Annotated in this window: 14 protein-coding genes and 1 pseudogene; 5 read left to right on the top strand and 10 right to left on the bottom strand. The window is 74.7% G+C overall.

What is annotated here, in order from left to right:
- Complete coding sequence (gene panB, locus ACFEMC_RS07325) at positions 1–834, top strand: 3-methyl-2-oxobutanoate hydroxymethyltransferase (RefSeq protein WP_380174994.1); 834 nt, start codon at positions 1–3, stop codon at positions 832–834.
- 5 nt (positions 835–839) lie between these two features.
- Here panB and ACFEMC_RS07320 read toward each other — a convergent pair whose 3' ends face one another.
- Positions 840–2,012, bottom strand: a complete 1,173-nt coding sequence (locus ACFEMC_RS07320; protein WP_380174992.1) for an ROK family protein — start codon at positions 2,010–2,012, stop codon at positions 840–842.
- A gap of 84 nt (positions 2,013–2,096) precedes the next feature.
- Between ACFEMC_RS07320 and ACFEMC_RS07315 the strand changes: the two genes are divergently transcribed.
- On the top strand, positions 2,097–3,710 hold the full coding sequence (locus ACFEMC_RS07315) for a glycoside hydrolase family 13 protein (RefSeq protein WP_380174990.1): 1,614 nt from the start codon (positions 2,097–2,099) through the stop codon (positions 3,708–3,710).
- A 12-nt stretch (positions 3,711–3,722) separates the two neighbouring features.
- On the opposite strand, the gene ACFEMC_RS07310 is transcribed toward ACFEMC_RS07315, so the two are convergent.
- Positions 3,723–4,304 carry a hypothetical protein gene (locus tag ACFEMC_RS07310; protein WP_380174988.1) on the bottom strand — a complete coding sequence of 194 codons (582 nt, stop codon included), beginning with the start codon at positions 4,302–4,304 and terminating at the stop codon, positions 3,723–3,725.
- The gene (locus ACFEMC_RS07305; RefSeq protein WP_380174986.1) at positions 4,301–4,864 is read right to left on the bottom strand and encodes a hypothetical protein; all 564 of its coding nucleotides are present in this window, start codon (positions 4,862–4,864) and stop codon (positions 4,301–4,303) included. Before ACFEMC_RS07305 ends, ACFEMC_RS07310 begins: the two co-directional genes overlap by 4 nt.
- Positions 4,865–4,923: 59 nt before the next feature.
- Between ACFEMC_RS07305 and ACFEMC_RS07300 the strand changes: the two genes are divergently transcribed.
- The 3 genes from ACFEMC_RS07300 to ACFEMC_RS07290 all read left to right on the top strand — a co-directional run bounded on the left by ACFEMC_RS07300 (position 4,924) and on the right by ACFEMC_RS07290 (position 7,271).
- Complete coding sequence (locus ACFEMC_RS07300) at positions 4,924–5,979, top strand: PLP-dependent cysteine synthase family protein (RefSeq protein WP_380174984.1); 1,056 nt, start codon at positions 4,924–4,926, stop codon at positions 5,977–5,979.
- On the top strand, positions 5,976–6,710 hold the full coding sequence (locus ACFEMC_RS07295; protein ID WP_380174982.1) for an alpha/beta fold hydrolase: 735 nt from the start codon (positions 5,976–5,978) through the stop codon (positions 6,708–6,710). The genes ACFEMC_RS07300 and ACFEMC_RS07295 overlap by 4 nt, the downstream gene beginning before the upstream one ends.
- 189 nt (positions 6,711–6,899) lie before the next feature.
- Positions 6,900–7,271 (top strand): hypothetical protein, encoded by a 372-nt coding sequence (locus ACFEMC_RS07290; protein WP_380174980.1) that lies wholly within the window; start codon positions 6,900–6,902, stop codon positions 7,269–7,271.
- 2 nt (positions 7,272–7,273) lie between these two features.
- Here ACFEMC_RS07290 and ACFEMC_RS07285 read toward each other — a convergent pair whose 3' ends face one another.
- From ACFEMC_RS07285 to ACFEMC_RS07255, 7 genes and pseudogenes are all read right to left on the bottom strand, one after another.
- On the bottom strand, positions 7,274–8,095 hold the full coding sequence (locus ACFEMC_RS07285) for an HAD family hydrolase (RefSeq protein WP_380174978.1): 822 nt from the start codon (positions 8,093–8,095) through the stop codon (positions 7,274–7,276).
- Positions 8,092–10,616 (bottom strand): annotated as a pseudogene (locus ACFEMC_RS07280) (phosphoribosyltransferase). The gene ACFEMC_RS07285 and the pseudogene ACFEMC_RS07280 overlap by 4 nt, the downstream one beginning before the upstream one ends.
- Positions 10,613–11,812, bottom strand: coding sequence for an HpcH/HpaI aldolase/citrate lyase family protein (locus ACFEMC_RS07275; RefSeq protein ID WP_380174976.1), 1,200 nt, complete (start codon positions 11,810–11,812; stop codon positions 10,613–10,615). Before ACFEMC_RS07275 ends, ACFEMC_RS07280 begins: the two are co-directional and overlap by 4 nt.
- Before the next feature lie 9 nt (positions 11,813–11,821).
- Positions 11,822–12,400: a TerD family protein gene (locus tag ACFEMC_RS07270; protein WP_380174974.1), complete on the bottom strand. Its 579-nt coding sequence runs from the start codon at positions 12,398–12,400 to the stop codon at positions 11,822–11,824.
- Between the two features lie 59 nt (positions 12,401–12,459).
- Entirely contained in the window at positions 12,460–13,305 is an 846-nt protein-coding gene (locus tag ACFEMC_RS07265) for a hypothetical protein (protein ID WP_380174972.1), read from the bottom strand.
- Between the two features lie 51 nt (positions 13,306–13,356).
- Positions 13,357–14,508 (bottom strand): DUF475 domain-containing protein, encoded by a 1,152-nt coding sequence (locus ACFEMC_RS07260; RefSeq protein ID WP_380174970.1) that lies wholly within the window; start codon positions 14,506–14,508, stop codon positions 13,357–13,359.
- A 130-nt stretch (positions 14,509–14,638) separates the two neighbouring features.
- Entirely contained in the window at positions 14,639–15,214 is a 576-nt protein-coding gene (locus ACFEMC_RS07255) for a TerD family protein (protein WP_367635961.1), read from the bottom strand.
- Positions 15,215–15,238: the final 24 nt, after the last annotated feature.

Below are 15,238 nucleotides of genomic sequence, written 5' to 3'. Positions count from 1 at the left end.
GTGGCCTACGCGACCGAGCAGCCCGCGCCCGGGCCCGCGCACCGACGCCGGACCCGCGTCCACCACCTGCAGCAGTGGAAGGACGCGGGCGAGAAGTGGGCGATGCTCACGAGCTACGACGCGATGACGGCGGCGGTGTTCGACGAGGCGGGCATCCCCGCGCTGCTCGTCGGCGACTCCGCGGCGAACACCGTCTACGGCATGCCGACCACGCTGCCCATCACGCTCGACCTCGTGGTGCCGCTCGTGCGCGCGGTCGTCGCGGGCGCGCCGCACGCGCTCGTCGTCGCCGACCTGGTCTTCGGATCCTACGAGGCCTCCGACGAGCAGGCCGTGCACTCCGCGGTCCGGCTCATGAAGGAGGGCGGCGCGCACGCGGTGAAGCTCGAGGGCGGCGTCGCCCGCGCCTCGCGCATCCGGGCCGTGGTCGCGGCGGGCATCCCCGTCATGGGGCACGTGGGGTTCACCCCGCAGGCCGAGCACGCCCTCGGCGGGTACCGGGTGCAGGGCCGCGGGGACGCTGCGGCGCAGGTGCTCGCGGACGCGAAGGCCGTCGCGGAGGCGGGGGCGTTCTCGGTGGTGCTCGAGATGGTCCCGGCGGACGTCGCCCGGCAGGTGACGTCGACATTGGTGATCCCCACCGTGGGGATCGGCGCGGGTGCGGACTGCGACGCGCAGGTCCTCGTGTGGCAGGACTTCGCCGGCCTGAGCGAACGCACCGGCCGGTTCGTCAAGAAGTTCGCCGACGTGCGCACGACGCTCGCCGACGCGGCCCGGACGTACGCCGCCGAGGTCCGCGAGGGGTCCTTCCCCACCGACGAGCACTCGTTCTGAGGGGCTCACCCACGCCCGGGTGAGAGCGCGAGCGCGTCGGCCCGCACCTCGTCCAGAGCCCGCCGCAGAGCCCCCAGCACGACGACGTCGCGGCCGAGCGTCGAAGCCACGACGGGGGGTCGCGGCGGGTCGAGGAAGCGCGGCAACCCCGCCTGGACGCGCTCGACGAGCCCGGGAGCTCCGGCCACACCACCGGCGACGACGACCCGGTCGGGGTCGAAGAGGCTGACGAGCGTCACGACCACCCGCGTGAGCCGTTCGGCGGCGACGTCGAGCAGCGCCCCCGCCGATTCCTCCCCGGCGGCGGCCGCGGCGACGACGTCCTCGGCCGCGCCCGTCCCGCCGGCGGCGCGCACCAGCTCGCGCAGGACCTTCCCGAGGCCGTCCGGGGACCCGACGCCCTCGACGAGGTCGAGGTAGCGCATCTCCCCCACCCCACCGCGCGCCCCGCGCAGCAGCCGGCCGTCCTCGACGACGCCGGCCCCGATGCGCTCCCCCGCCAGCAGCGTCACCTGGTGGCGCACGCCGCGTCCGCTGCCCTGCCAGCCCTCGGCGAGCGCGGCGAGGTTCGCGTCGTTGTCGGCGAGCACCCGCCAGCCCGTGCGGCGGGTGAGCGCGCCGGCCAGGTCGGGGTTCACGAACTCCCAGTAGGGGTTGCCACTGAACTCGGTGGCGCCGGACGGGCCCACGGGGGCCGGCACCCCCACGGCGACCCCGAGGACCCGAGGACGTCCGGCGCGTTCCCACGTCTCCTCGACGACCCGCTCGACGTCGGCGATGCGGTCGGCGACGGGCGTCCGGCCCGGGTCGTGGTCGACCTCGACCGCCACGTCGGCCAGCGCCCGTCCACGCAGGTCGCTCACGCGGGCGGCGACGCGGTGCTGGCCGGCGTCGACCCCGACGACGACGCCGGCGAGGGCGTCGAAGGCGTAGCGGCGCGCCGGCCGCCCCTTCACGTAGCCCTCCGCCGAGCGGCCGTTCTCCAGTTCGCGCAGCCAGCCCCGCGCGATGAGCTCACCGCAGACGTCGTGCACCGTCGCGCGGGACAACCCCGTGGCCGCCATGAGGTCGGACCCGGTCACACCGTCGGCACCGTCCGGCAGGTCCCACACGTGGTGCAGGACGGCCAGAGCGTTCTCGTCGCGCAGCCGGCGCGTCACCGACCCCTCACGTGTCACCCCTTGACCCTCCCACCGCACCTCGCGCACACTTGATTCAGGGCCTGAATCTAGACCCTCCATCCACGATCACCGGAGATCCCGTTGACCCAGCCCCACGACTGGTGGCGTCAGGCCGTCGTCTACCAGGTCTACCCGCGCAGCTTCGCCGACTCGGGCGGTGACGGGATCGGCGACCTGCCCGGCATCACGTCCCGCGTGCCTCACCTGGCGGCCCTCGGCGTCGACGCCGTCTGGCTCAGCCCCTTCTACCCCTCGGCCCTGGCCGACGGCGGCTACGACGTGGACGACCACCGCGACGTCGACCCCAAGATCGGGACGCTGGAGCAGTTCGACGAGATGGTCGCGGCGCTGCACGCCGCCGGGATCAAGCTCGTCGTCGACATCGTCCCCAACCACTCCTCCAACCGGCACGTCTGGTTCCAGGAGGCGCTGGCCGCGGGGCCGGGGTCGCCCGAGCGCGAGCGGTACGTGTTCCGGCACGGCCGCGGCGCGGACGGGGAACTGCCGCCCTCGGACTGGACGGCCATGTTCGGCGGGTCGGTGTGGGAACCCGTCGGCGACGGCGAGTGGTACCTGCACCTGTTCGCCCCCGAGCAGCCGGACTGGAACTGGAACCACCCCGACGTGCGCGAGGACCACCTGCGCACGCTGCGGTTCTGGGCCGACCGCGGAGTCGACGGGTTCCGCATCGACGTCGCGAACTCCCTCGCCAAGGACCTGTCCGAACCCCTGCCCACCCAGGCCGAGCTCGCCGACCTCGTCGACGGGGCGCACCGGTTCTTCGACCGCGACGAGGTGCACGACGTCTACGTGGAGTGGCGCAAGCTCTTCGACGAGTACGACCCGCCGCGCACCGCCGTCGCCGAGGCGTGGGTGCCCGCGCACCGCCGGGCGCGCTACGCCTCCCCCGAGGGGTTGGGGCAGGCGTTCAACTTCGACCTGCTGCAGTCCGACTTCGACGCCACCGCGTTCCGGACGATCGTCACCGAGAACCTCGCCTTCGCCCGCGAGGCGGGCAGTTCCTCGACGTGGGTCCTGTCCAACCACGACGTCGTGCGGCACGCCAGCCGGTACGCGCTGCCGGCCGGCGCGGACCAGAACGCGTGGCTGCTCTCGGCCGGCAAGGACCCCGAACCCGACACCCCCGGCGGACTGCGCCGCGCCCGGGCGGCGACGACGTTCATCCTCGCCCTGCCCGGCAGCACGTACCTCTACCAGGGCGAGGAACTCGGCCTGGCCGAGGTCGCGGACATCCCCGCGGCCGACCTGCAGGACCCGACGTGGGTGCGCTCCGGCGGCGAGCAGAAGGGTCGCGACGGCTGCCGCGTCCCGCTGCCCTGGACGGCGGCGGGACCCTCCTACGGGTTCGGCCCCGGCGGGTCGCACCTGCCCCAGCCCTCCTGGTTCGCCGACGTCGCGGTCGACCAGCAGGACGGGGTCGAGGGGTCCACGCTCGAGCTCTACCGCCAGGCGTTGGCCGCCCGCCGCCGCCTGCAGGGCGCCGAGGAGCTGGAGTGGCTCGAGACGCCCGCCGACGTCGTGGCCTTCACCCGACCCGGCGGCTGGACCTGCCTGACGAACTTCGGCGACGAGCCGGTCGACGTGCCCGCGGGGCGCGTCGTGCTGGCCAGCGGCGAGCTCGTCGACGGCCGGGTGCCGGCGGACACGACGGTCTGGGTCGAGACCCGGGTCTGACCGTCGGCGCTGTCAGCCCTCGCGGCGGGACAGCACCCACGCGGCCGCCGCGCAGATCCCCGCGGGGACGAGCGCGGCGGCCGCGTCGGCGTACGGGGTGGCGGGGGTGCCGAGGACCCAGGACGGCAACGGATCGTCCACGACCGAGAACCAGGTCGCGGTGGTGGCGCGCGCGTACGGCGTGGTCGGGGCCAGCGCCACCACGACACCCGCGAGCGCGGCGGCCACCCCGACGAGGGCGCTGGCCAGCGCCACGACCGCGGCGGTCCGGCGCACGCGACCCTCCACCCGCCAGTCCTGCGGGGCCCACCGGCAGGCGGCCAGAGCGGCGGACCCGAGCGCGGCGCAGGTCAGGGCGAGGGGTGCCCCGAGTCCCGTCGTGGCCCACTCCAGCCGGTCCAGGACACCGGGCAGCGGGGACAGCCCCACGACGGCGACCTCCGGCGGGACGTAGGCGCCACCCAGGCCGTGTCCGGCCCAGCCCCGCACGGCCGCCACCACGACGACCAGGACGGGGACGGTGGTGCCGACGACCAGGACCCATGGACGCCAACCGACGTCCCGGCTCCAATCCGACCGCAGGTCCGGCCTCACGCCCGCTCCCGGCGGCGCACGAGGGCCAGCCCGGCGAGGGCCGCGAACACCGTCTCCGCCACGAGGGAGCCGGTCGCCGGCGCGTCCCGGACCGCGACGGCGGCGGTCAGGACGAGCGTCCCGCCCGCTCCCTGGAGGGCACCGGACCCCACGACGACGGCCGTGACCGCCGCCAGCGCCGCGACGAGGGCCGCCGTGACGACGCCGGCCACCCGCACCCCCCGCGGCACCGCCGTCCCGGCGACGGTCAACGCCGCGAGGACCGCCAGTCCCACGCAGGACGTCACGAGGGCGGGCGAGGTCGCCACCGCCGAGAGCACCTGGCCCCAGTCCGTCCCGGTCCCCGGGAGGTCACCGCCGTCGCCGAGGTGCACGATCGTCGCCTCGGCCCCGGTGTCGTCACCGAGACTCTGCGAGAAGGTGGCCCCGTCGTCCGTGGCGCCCGGGGCGGCGAGGGCCAGCGCGAGGCCGGCGCCACCGAGCAGGAACGCGACGGGCAGCGCCGCGACGACGAGGGCCCCGGTCGCCAGGCGCGCCGGGGACACGGGGAGGGCGGGCACCCGACGACGGTAGGGCCGCGGCGGACGGCGCCCCCTCCGCTCGCCGGTACGGTCACCCGATGAGCTCCCCCGAGGACCGCGACTGGGTGCACGCGGCCGTGCGCATCGTCGAGGCGGACGCCAACCGCAGCGCCGACACCCACCTGCGGGTCTTCGACCTCCCCACCGAGTGGGGCGTGCGGCTCTACCTCAAGGACGAGTCGACGCACCCCACGGGATCCCTCAAGCACCGGCTGGCCCGCTCGCTGTTCCTCTTCGGCCTGAGCAACGGCGACATCGGGCCGACGACGACGCTGGTGGAGGCGTCCAGCGGGTCGACGGCGGTGTCGGAGGCGTACTTCGCCCGGCTGCTCGGCCTGGACTTCGTCGCCGTCGTCCCGGCCACGACGTCGACGGCGAAGCTGGACCTCATCCGCCGCCAGGGCGGCCGCCTGCACCTCGTGGACGACCCCGGGCACGTCTACGCGGCCGCGGAGGAGCTCGGGGGGCAGCCGGGGTTCCACTACCTCGACCAGTTCGCGATGGCCTCGACCGTCACCGACTGGCGCGGCAACAACAACATCGCCTGCTCGATCTTCGAGCAGCTGGCCCTCGAACCCCACCCCGAACCGGCGTGGATCGTCGTGGGCGCGGGGACGGGCGGCACGAGCGCGACGATCGGCCGCTACTGCCGGTACGCGCAGCACGAGACGAAGCTCGCCGTGGCCGACCCCGAGGGCTCGGCGTTCGCCCCGGCCTGGCGGGCCGGGTCCCGGGACGTGACGGCACGCGGGTCGCGCATCGAGGGCATCGGCCGGCCCCGGGTGGAACCCTCCTTCGTGCCGTCGGTCATCGACGAGGTCGTCACGGTCCCCGACGACAAGTCCGTCGCCGCGATGCGGATGCTGTTCGAACGCACGGGGATCCGCGCGGGTGCCTCGACGGGGACGAACCTCTGCGTCGCGTTGCGGCTCGTGCACCGGATGCGCACGGAGGGCCGCGCGGGGTCGGTCGTGACGCTCGTCTGCGACGACGGGAACCGCTACCTCGACACCTACTGGGACGACGAGTGGCTGGCGGCCAGGGGGTTCGACCTCGACGCGGGCCGCCGCGCGGTGGAACCCTTGTTCCCGTGACCGACGTGCACCGGACGGAACTGCGCCTCCCGGACGGCCGCGTCCTGGGGGTCCACGACACCGGCCCCGCGGACGCCGACGTCGTGCTCTGGCACGGCGGCAGCCCGAACACCGGCGAACCCCCCGGCCCGTGGCGGACCGACGGCGAACGCTGGATCGGGGTGGACCGCCCGGGGTACGGCCGCTCCACCCGCCTGCCCGGACGCACGGTCGCGGACGTCGCGGACGACGTGCGGGCGGTGCTGGACCACCTCGGGATCGCCACCTGCCGCACGGTCGGGCACTCCGGCGGCGCCTCGCACGCGCTCGCCTGCGCGGCCCTTCTGCCGGACCGCGTGACGCACGCGTTGTGCCTGTCGGGTCTCAGCCCCGGCGAGCCGCTCGAGAGCCCGGGGACCGGTGACGACATCCCCTTCACCCCCGCGGACCGGGCGGCCCTGGCCGGTCCCTGGAACTGGTTCGAGACGGTCGTCGCGGAGGCCTCCGGGTCGCCCGGGTTCGACGACGACGAGTCCGCTCACGCGGCGGACTGGGGTTTCGCCCCGTCCCGAACCACGGTCCCGGTGCGGATCGTCCACGGCGAGGCCGACCTCGTGGTGCCGGTCGGGCACGCCCTCCGCCTGGCCCGGCTCCTGCCCGCGGCCGAACTCGTCGTCGTGCCCGGGGCGGGCCACCTGTCCGTCCTGGAGCACCTCGACGCCCGTGGAGGTCTGACGCGCAGCTCCGGGTGATCCGGCGCAGGGGCGCACGACGACCCGCACCCCTGCCTACGGTCGACGGGTGAGTCCCACCCGGCGCCTGCTCCTCGTCCTCGTCGCGGCAGCCGCCTTCGGGGCTCTGAAGCGCTGCTGGACAACACCTCTGCCGCCCCGACGCGGTTCCTCGGCGCCGTCCTGAACTCCGGGACGGCCTGGGCGGGCGTGGCCGTCGCGGCGGGTGCCGTCCTCGGCCGCCCCCGGTCCGCGGTCGTCGCGGGCTGGCTCAGCGGGACGGTGGGGTTGTCCGCGTTCTACGTCGTGGCCGCTCGCCTGCACGACCTCCCGCTGTCGGCGTACGCCCCCCGGATGGCGTTCTGGTGGGCGGTCGCCCTGGTGTGCTGCGCGCCGCTGGGGTTCGTCGGGACGCTGCTGCGACGGCCGGGGACGGTCGGGCTGCTCGCCCGCCTCGTCGTCCCCGTGGGGGCGCTGGCCGAGGCGTCGCTGCACCCGCCCGGCGGACCGGCCGTCCGCTGGACCCTCGCGCTGCTGGGCCTCGCGGGTGCCTTCGCCCTGGTCCGGGGGAGGGCACGCTGAGGTCAGGCGGTCTGCGCGGCCAACCAGCGGGCGATCTCCTCCCCCGCCGCCGCCCCGACCGCCGTCGTCAGCTCGACCCCGGGGTGCTCCCACCCGGTCCGCAGGAGTTCCCCGTGCCGCGGCCGGCGGGCCGCCCGCGCCGCGACGAGCAGGTCGACGTCGAGCAGGGAGTCCCCGGCGGCGACGAAACCGTCGGCGCCGCAGCGCGAGACGACCTCGGCGACGGCGGCGGACTTCGTGAGCGGTCGTGGCACCGCGTACAGCTTGCGCCCCTGCAGCGACACCGTGAAACCCCAGCCGTCGAGCAGGACGGTGAGGTCGCCGAGGCGGGCGCCCTCCAGCTCCGCGCGCTGGCCGTCGCGCAGGACCACGTACCCGAACAACCCGGGCACCTCCCGCACGGCGGGTTCCTCCGACCCCGGGACGGCCGCGAGGAGGTCGGCGGCCAGCCGTCCGAGTTCGGCGACGACGTCGGCGACGGGCGCGCACCCGGCCAGGCGCTCGCGGACGGCGGCGTCCCACCCGGCGTCGGGGGAACCGTCGACGAGGACGACTCCTCCGTTGGCGCACACCGCGTACCGCGGCGGCCCGTCCGGCCAGCGGATCCGCAGGTACTGCTCGACGGTCCGGGTGGTCACCGGCACCAGGCGCTCCGCGGCGACGAGGTCGCCCAGCACGGACCACGCGCCCGGGGTGACCCAGGAGATCGTCCCGCCGCGGTACTCCTCCACGGGCACCAGACCCGCGACGTCGGCCTGGGCGGACCGGGAGGAGAACACCAGGGTCTGGTCCAGGTCGCTCGCGGCGAGCAGTCCCGCGCTCACACCGCCCGCCCGTCGGCGCCCGTCGCCCCGCGGGTGAACCGCGGGTGGATGAGGCCGATGGCCGAGTAGGACAACCCGGGCACCTCCTCGACGACCACGCCGCGCTGGTCGGCCAGCAGCCGGACGTGCGCGAGGTCGTCGGGGTGCGACAGTTCCGCCTCGGGGCGCACGAGCACCCGCCACGGGATCCGTCGCAGCAGGACGCGGGTCGTCTCCCCCACCCCGGGTTTCACGAGGTTCACGTCCCCGATGCCGTAGTGCTCGCTGACGCGTTCCACCTCGGCCCAGCCGGTGAACGACGCCTGCCGGTCGCCGGTGCGGACGGCCTCGACCGCGGCGGGCACCTGCGCGGCCACGTCGTCGAAGCAGGCGGTGACCTCGTCGAGGAACCGCCGGGACAGGTCGACGGGGGCCAGGTCGGCGTAGAACTTCGCCCCGTGGAACTGCCCCGGGGCGATGAGGCGGTCGTTGAGCACGGTGCGCGAGACCAGCCCGGAGACGGTGGAGTTCAGGCACGCCGACGGCACGAGGTAGTCCTCGCGGGTGCCGAACGTCCGCACGCAGCGGCCCGGGTCCGCCAGCACGGCGAGGTCGTCGCTGAACCCCGCGTCGAGGGCGGTCAGGGCGGCGGACAGTTCCCGGACGATGGCGCCCTTGCCGGTCCAGCCGTCGACGAACACGACCGACGCCGGGTCGTGGTGCGCGGCCGCCCAGCGCAGCGCGACCTCGTCGAGCCCCTTGCCCCGCACGATGGACACCGCGACGTGCGGCCAGTGCAGGCCCTGCCGGGACGCCCAGCGCCGCAACAGGATCCCGACCGGGGTGCCCGCGCGGGCCAGGGACGCGAGCATCAGGTCCGGACCGCGTTCGGCGCGCAGGAGCTCGGCGACGACCGCCACGCCCAGCGCGACCCGGCGGGCCCCGCGCGCGAGGGCGTCGAGGAACAGCCGCTGGTACTCCTCGTTCGGCTGGAACTCCACCGGCAGCGACTCGGCGTAGTGCGCACCACCGCTCTGGATGGCCTCCTCGCGCTCCTCGGCGGGGGCTTCCAGCTCGGCGCCGGACAGGTCGGTGAGCAACCAGCTCACCTCGTCCGGCCGGTAGCTGCCGAACCGGGGTCCGGACAGCGGGGTCGGGAGGTTCACGCGGGGTCACTCCAGGTGTCGGCGGGCAGGGTGAGCAGCAGGAGGCGGTCGGCGCACGGGGCCAGGGCGGCCAGCACGCCGTCGGCGGCGGACAGCGCCGCCGGGTCCGAGGCGCCGTCCACGACGAGCAGGAGCGCGTCCCAGCCGCCGGGCCGGACCACGTTGTGCGCGTACCGGACACCCGGCCCGTCCTGGGCCGGGTCGTGGGAGACGAACGCGACGGAACTGCGGACGGCGTACCCGGGGTCGTCGACCGCGAGCACGGGCGAGCGGGTCGTGGAGGAGAACCGCACCCGTCCTCCGCGGCGGTCCGCGAGCGCGGTGGCGACGACGAGGGGCGCGTGCAGCAGTTCCTCGGTCCCCAGGACGAGGACGTCACCGTCGTCGGGCACGTGCCGCAGCAGGTCGTCGAGGGCGCCGTCGCGGCGCAGCGAAGCGTCGAGCGCCGCCTCGTGCCCGGGCGGCGTCCCGAACCGGGCGGTGGTCGCCGCATCGGCGGGCCAGTCGAGCGCGACGGTCGTGACGTCGGGCGCCGGTCGGGCCTGCGGGACCACGGGGTCGACGCCGGCCGCGAGCGCGGCGCCCCGCTCCAGGACGCCCTCGGGCAGCGCGACGCTCCCGGCGGCGAGGGAGACGACGTCGACGCGGGCGCCGAGCTCGGTCGCCAGGGCGGCCATCCGGTCCCGGTCGGCGTCCGAGCGCAGGTCGACGAGGCCGGCGACGACGTAGTGGGCGTGCGGGGCCAGGGCGTGCACGGCCCGCACGGTGTTCGCGACGGTCCGTCCCGTGGACAGCTCGTCGTCGACGAGGACCACGGGCGCGGCCGGGTCGGCCAGGCGGGCGCGGACGTCCGGGTCGGTCGGCAGCAGCCGGTGCCCGGTGGCGTGGGAGTGCTCCTCCTCGAACCCCGCCCAGTCGACGGCCCCGGGCACGTCGCGGCGGGTGGAGTGCAGCCCGGCGCAGCCGAGCGCCTGCGCCACCGCGTGCCCGAGGCCGGTGGCGGTCTCGGCGTACCCAAGGACCACGACGTCGGGCCTGGCGGCGGGCCGGCGCGCGGCGGCCAGGACGGCGGCCGCGGCGTCGGCGTCACCGGCCAGGGCGGCACGCCAGGTGGCCGTGGGGGCGCCAGGTGCGTCGGGGACGCCGAGGGTGGCCGCGACCTGCGCCCCGAGCCGCAGCCCCGCGGCGCGCACGAGCCGCGGGTCCGTCGGAACGTGCTTGCCCAGGACGGTGCTCACCAGGAGGTGGGCCCGGCGGGGGTTGCGACGCAGGGCCAGACCGAGCAGGTCGTGGACGTCGAGGCCGTCGACGCCCGGCGGCCCGTCGACGGCCACGCCCAGCCGCTGCCCCACCCAGTCGCGTGCGGTCGCGCTCACGCGCCCGCCCGGGCCCGGCGCCACGCGTCGTCCTGGGCCTGCAGCAGGTGCGCGTACGACACGTCTTCGCGCGCGACCCCGAAGGCGCGGGCGCGCAACAGGACGCGTTCGGCCCACGCCCGGTGCGGGCCCGCCTCGTTCATCTTGTTCCGGTACGCCGAGGCCATGGCCCCGCCGCCGGACTGCGCCACGACGTCGGTGGCGTCGCAGAAGTCCTCGTGCGTCACGACCGACATGGCGTGCACGACGGCGACGTGGGAGGGGTGGATGACGGTCTTGCCCTGCAACCCGTTCACCTGGTCCAGGACGAGCTCGCGGACCAGGCCGTCGAGGTCGTCGGCGATGAGCTGCTCGCGCAGCTCCTCGGCGCCCTCGGCGAAGGGGCTGGCCGCCAGCGACGTGCGGAAGACGCGCTCGCCGGAGCTGAAGTGCTCCCACACCGGCGCGGTGATCGGGTACCCGCTGCCGTCGGCACGCCCGAGCACGTTGATGACGTCGCCCAGGACGTCCGCGACGACCCGGACGTCCCACACCGTCGACCCGCGGGGCCGGCGCAGGCCGTAGGCCGCGGACAGGTCCGTGGCCCCCGTGCGGACGGCGAGGACCACGTCGCGGTGGGCGTCGAGGACCTCGCGGATGGCGAAGAGGGCCTCCTGCCGGGTGTCGAGGTGCGCGACGTCGCGGCTCTCCAGCACCGGCAGCGCCCACAGCCGCCGGCCCGCGCGCTCGGAGGCGGTGGCCACGGCCTCCAGCCACTCCTTCGGGTGCGGCTGCCCGGCGCCGCCGAACTTCGGCACGACGAACCCGAGCAGGCAGTCCAGCCCGACGCCCGCGCGGTCGACGACGTCGAGCAGCTGGCGGGGGGTCCGTGCGCGCAGGAACAGCATGAGCGGCTGGTCGTGCGCCCACTCCGGTGCCCGGGCCAGTCCGGCGAGCTCGCGCACGAGGATCTCCTCGGCCTGCGCGACCCGGTCGTCGGGGACGGAGTCCTCCAGGCACGCCACGGCCGAGAGCACTCCGCGGCGGGCGAGCTGCAGGAGGTCACCCGCGAGGCGTTCGCGCGTCGCCGGGCAGTAGAGGGTCGCGCCGAGCGCCACGGCCAGCTCGTCGCGCGGGGCCGTGACGTCGACGGGCTGCGGCGGGTGCAGGAAGAGCCGCTGCGTCTGCTCGGCGTCGAGGGTGGAGAAGTGCCGCACCGCCGGGGCTCAGAGGTGCGCCGCGACGGCGTCGCGCAGGTCGCGGATGTGGCGGCCCTGCGCGGGAGCCCCGATGGCCGTCATGGCCCAGCCGGAGCCCTCACGGGTGAGCTTGGCCATGACGAGCGCGGTGTGGGGACCCGCCTCGGACAGCTCGTAGCGCGCCAGCTCGACCTCCTGGGGGCCGGCCGCGTCGACGAGGCGGCAGACCGCGTTCTGCACCTGGCTGAAGGTCTGGCCCGTGAAGCTGGAGACGGTGAAGACCAGCGTCTGGACCGCCGCGGGCACGGCGGGCAGGTCGATGTGGACCACCTCGTCGTCGCCGTCACCCTCGCCGGTGAGGTTGTCGCCGCTGTGGACCACCGAGCCGTCCTTGCTGCGCAACTGGTTGAACCACACCTCGTCGACGAGCTTGCCGCGGCCGTCGAAGAGCAGGACGCTCGCGTCGAGGTCGATGTCGACGGCCTTCTTGCGGAACAGGCCCTTGGCCACGGCGTCCCAGCCCAGCCCCGCGAAGACGCGGGTCAGCTCCCCGCCACCGGACTTGCTCAGCGACAGCTTCTGGCCCTTGGCGAGGCTGACGGCCATGGTGTTCCCTCCGGTGGTTTCGGACTGCGCGTACGTGCGTGCGGGCGGGACGGGCGGGGTCAGGACGGGCGGGGCACGGTGCCCTCGGCGTTCCAGTCGAGGTCGTCGAAACCGTAGGCCAGGGCGACCTCGCGCGCGGTGCCGGTGAAGAACTCGTTCTCGCGCCGCAGGACCAGGTCGCCGGCCACGTCGTGGATGGAGGCCAGCGCGCACGTGCGCGCGCCGGCCGGCGGGTCCTGCGCCCACACCTGCACGGTCCCCGCCCCGCGACGCGAGATCGTCAGGCGCGGCGCCAGGGCGGCGTAGTCGGGCGCCGCCGGTCCCTGGGCGTAGACGTAGAAGACCATCCGGCGCAGCAGGTCCAGGTGGGCCGCGTCGGCGAGGACCTCCTCGCCCGCCTGCTCACTGCGCGCGCCCAGGCGCAGGACCTGCCGTGCGCCGAAGCCGGGAGCCGCGAGCAGTGCACCCAAGGACTGCAACGCACCCGAGTGACGGTCGCGCGTCTCCCAGAAGCACCCCAGGTGGACGTCGGACGAACGGTGCAGACCCGTCGAGGTCACCTGCTGTTCCCACTGCAGGGAGAAGCGCAGGCTGCCCGACCCCCGCTCGGCCGCCGGGACCGTCAGGCTCGGACGTTCGTCGTCCAGGACGGTGCGGCGCTCGCTGGCCCGCGCCTGCCCCACGACGGCCTCCGGCGGCGGGGCCACGGGCCGTGCGGCGGGTGGCACACGCGGTGGGGGGGCGGGTGCCGGCGCCGGGCGGGGTTCCGTCCGGGCCGGCGGGACGGGAGCGGGCCGTCGGGGCGGGGCGAGGTGGTCGGCGAACGTGCGGGTGCTCCGCCGCGGCACGGGGTGCCCGAGGAAGTTGTGCACCGCCTCGTCCGGCCGTCCGTGCGTCCCGCCCACCCTGCCTCCTGCTCCGCTCCGCCGTCCTCCCCGCTCCCGCCTCGAGTGCGCTCAGCCCGCCTGCGCGGTCGCCTCGGTCTCGACGTGCGCGGCCTCGGGGTGGGCACGGTTGTACCGGATCGAGCTGATGAGCGAGGCCACGATGAAGGCGAGCCCGATGAGGCCGGTGACGACCTCGGGGATGTGGATCTCGATGCTCAGCAGCAGGATCGTCGCCAGCGCGCCGATGGCCCACAGCGCACCGTTCTCCAGGTACGGGTACTGCGCGAGCGTGCCCTCCTCGACGAGGTGCACCGTCATCGACCGGATGTACATGGCGCCGACACCCAGACCGATGGCGATGATCACCGGGTCGGAGGTGATGGCGAACGCGCCGATGACACCGTCGAACGAGAACGACGCGTCGAGGACCTCGAGGTAGAGGAAGAGGAAGAACGCGGCCTTGCCGGTCGCCTTCGCGGCTCCCGTCGGGCCCTTGCGCCCCTCGGACCCGGCGGCAGCCTCGGCCTCTGCGCCCTCGGGGTGCTCACCGTGGTCGAGGTGCTCCTCGACGTTGAACAGCTCACCGAGGCCGTTGACCAGGAGGTAGGTGACGACGCCGGCGAGGCCGGACGCGAGGACCGTGCGGCCGTGGTCGGTCGCGAAGGTCTCGGCCACGACGAGGAGCACGATGCCCGCGACGACGACCTGGACGTACTCGAGCTTGCCGACCTTCTCCAGGACGCGCTCGACCGGCCCGAGCCAGTGGTGCTCCTTCTCCCCGAAGATGAAGTTCAGGAACAACATCAGCAGGAACATGCCGCCGAACGCCGCGATGGTGGGGTGCGCCTGGTTCAGCTCGTAGCCGTAGGTGCCCGGGTCCTCCGGGTTGCCGCCCTTCAGGGCCAGCTGCACGACCTCGACCGGGCCCAGTCCGGCGGTGACGCTGACGAGCACGATCGGGAAGATCAGCCGCATGCCGAAGACGGCGATGATGATGCCGACGGAGAGGAAGATCTTCCGCCAGAAGTCGCTCATCCGTTCCAGGATGGTCGCGTTCACGACGGCGTTGTCGAAGGAGAGGCTGATCTCGAGGACCGAGAGGATCAGCACGAGGGCGATCGCCTGGAAGATCCCCAGGTGGGCCGAGAGGCCGTACAGGGCGGCGAGCACGAGGCCCACGGCCGTGACGACGAACGACCAGCGGTAGGTCTTGAGGATCACCAGTCAGCTTCCTGTTCGGGGACGCCCTGCGGGAGGGTCCGGACGCGACAGGCTCTCACGAGCCGCTCACAGCGCGCACACCAGAGCACCGCGCGTCCCGGGCGGGACGCGCGGTGCTCACGAGGAGTCGTCAGACGCTGACGCCGAAGTCCGACGCGATGCCGCGCAGACCGTTGGCGTAGCCCTGGCCGACGGCGCGGAACTTCCAGTCGCTGCCGTTGCGGTACAGCTCGCCGAAGACCATGGCGGTCTCGGTCGAGGCGTCCTCGGACAGGTCGTAGCGCGCGACCTCGGTGCCGCCCTCGGCGTTCACGACGCGGACGTACGCGTTGCGGACCTGGCCGAAGGACTGCTTGCGGGTGTCGGCGTCGTAGATGGCGACGGTGAAGACGATCTTGTCGATCTCGGCCGGGACGGTCGCGAGGTTGACGTTGATCGCCTCGTCGTCGCCGTCGCCCTCACCGGTGCGGTTGTCACCGGTGTGCTCGACCGAGCCCTCGGGGGACTTCAGCTGGTTGAAGAAGACGAAGAAGCCGTCGTTGGGGACCTTGCCGTTCGCGCCGACCATGATGGCCTGCGCGTCCAGGTCGAACTCCGAGCCCGTGAAGGAGTTCGCGTCCCAGCCGAGCCCGACGACCGCCTTGGTCATGCCCGGCGCTTCCTTGGACAGGGAGACGTTTCCGCCCTTGCTGAGGCTGACGCCCATGGTGTGTCGCTCCTTCTGCGAGTA

Source organism: Kineococcus sp. DHX-1 (assembly GCF_042473625.1).
Lineage (GTDB): Bacteria > Actinomycetota > Actinomycetes > Actinomycetales > Kineococcaceae > Kineococcus.
Note: the sequence above shows the minus strand (reverse complement) of the source record. Positions and strands in the feature narration are given on the sequence as shown.

Bases quoted from the DNA above. Each gene is read 5' to 3' on its own strand.
- ACFEMC_RS07270 (WP_380174974.1), bottom strand. From the start codon at position 12,400: ATGGCCGTCAGCCTCGCCAAGGGCCAGAAGCTGTCGCTGAGCAAGTCC.
- ACFEMC_RS07255 (WP_367635961.1), bottom strand. From the start codon at position 15,214: ATGGGCGTCAGCCTCAGCAAGGGCGGAAACGTCTCCCTGTCCAAGGAA.
- ACFEMC_RS07300 (WP_380174984.1), top strand. From the start codon at position 4,924: ATGAGCTCCCCCGAGGACCGCGACTGGGTGCACGCGGCCGTGCGCATC.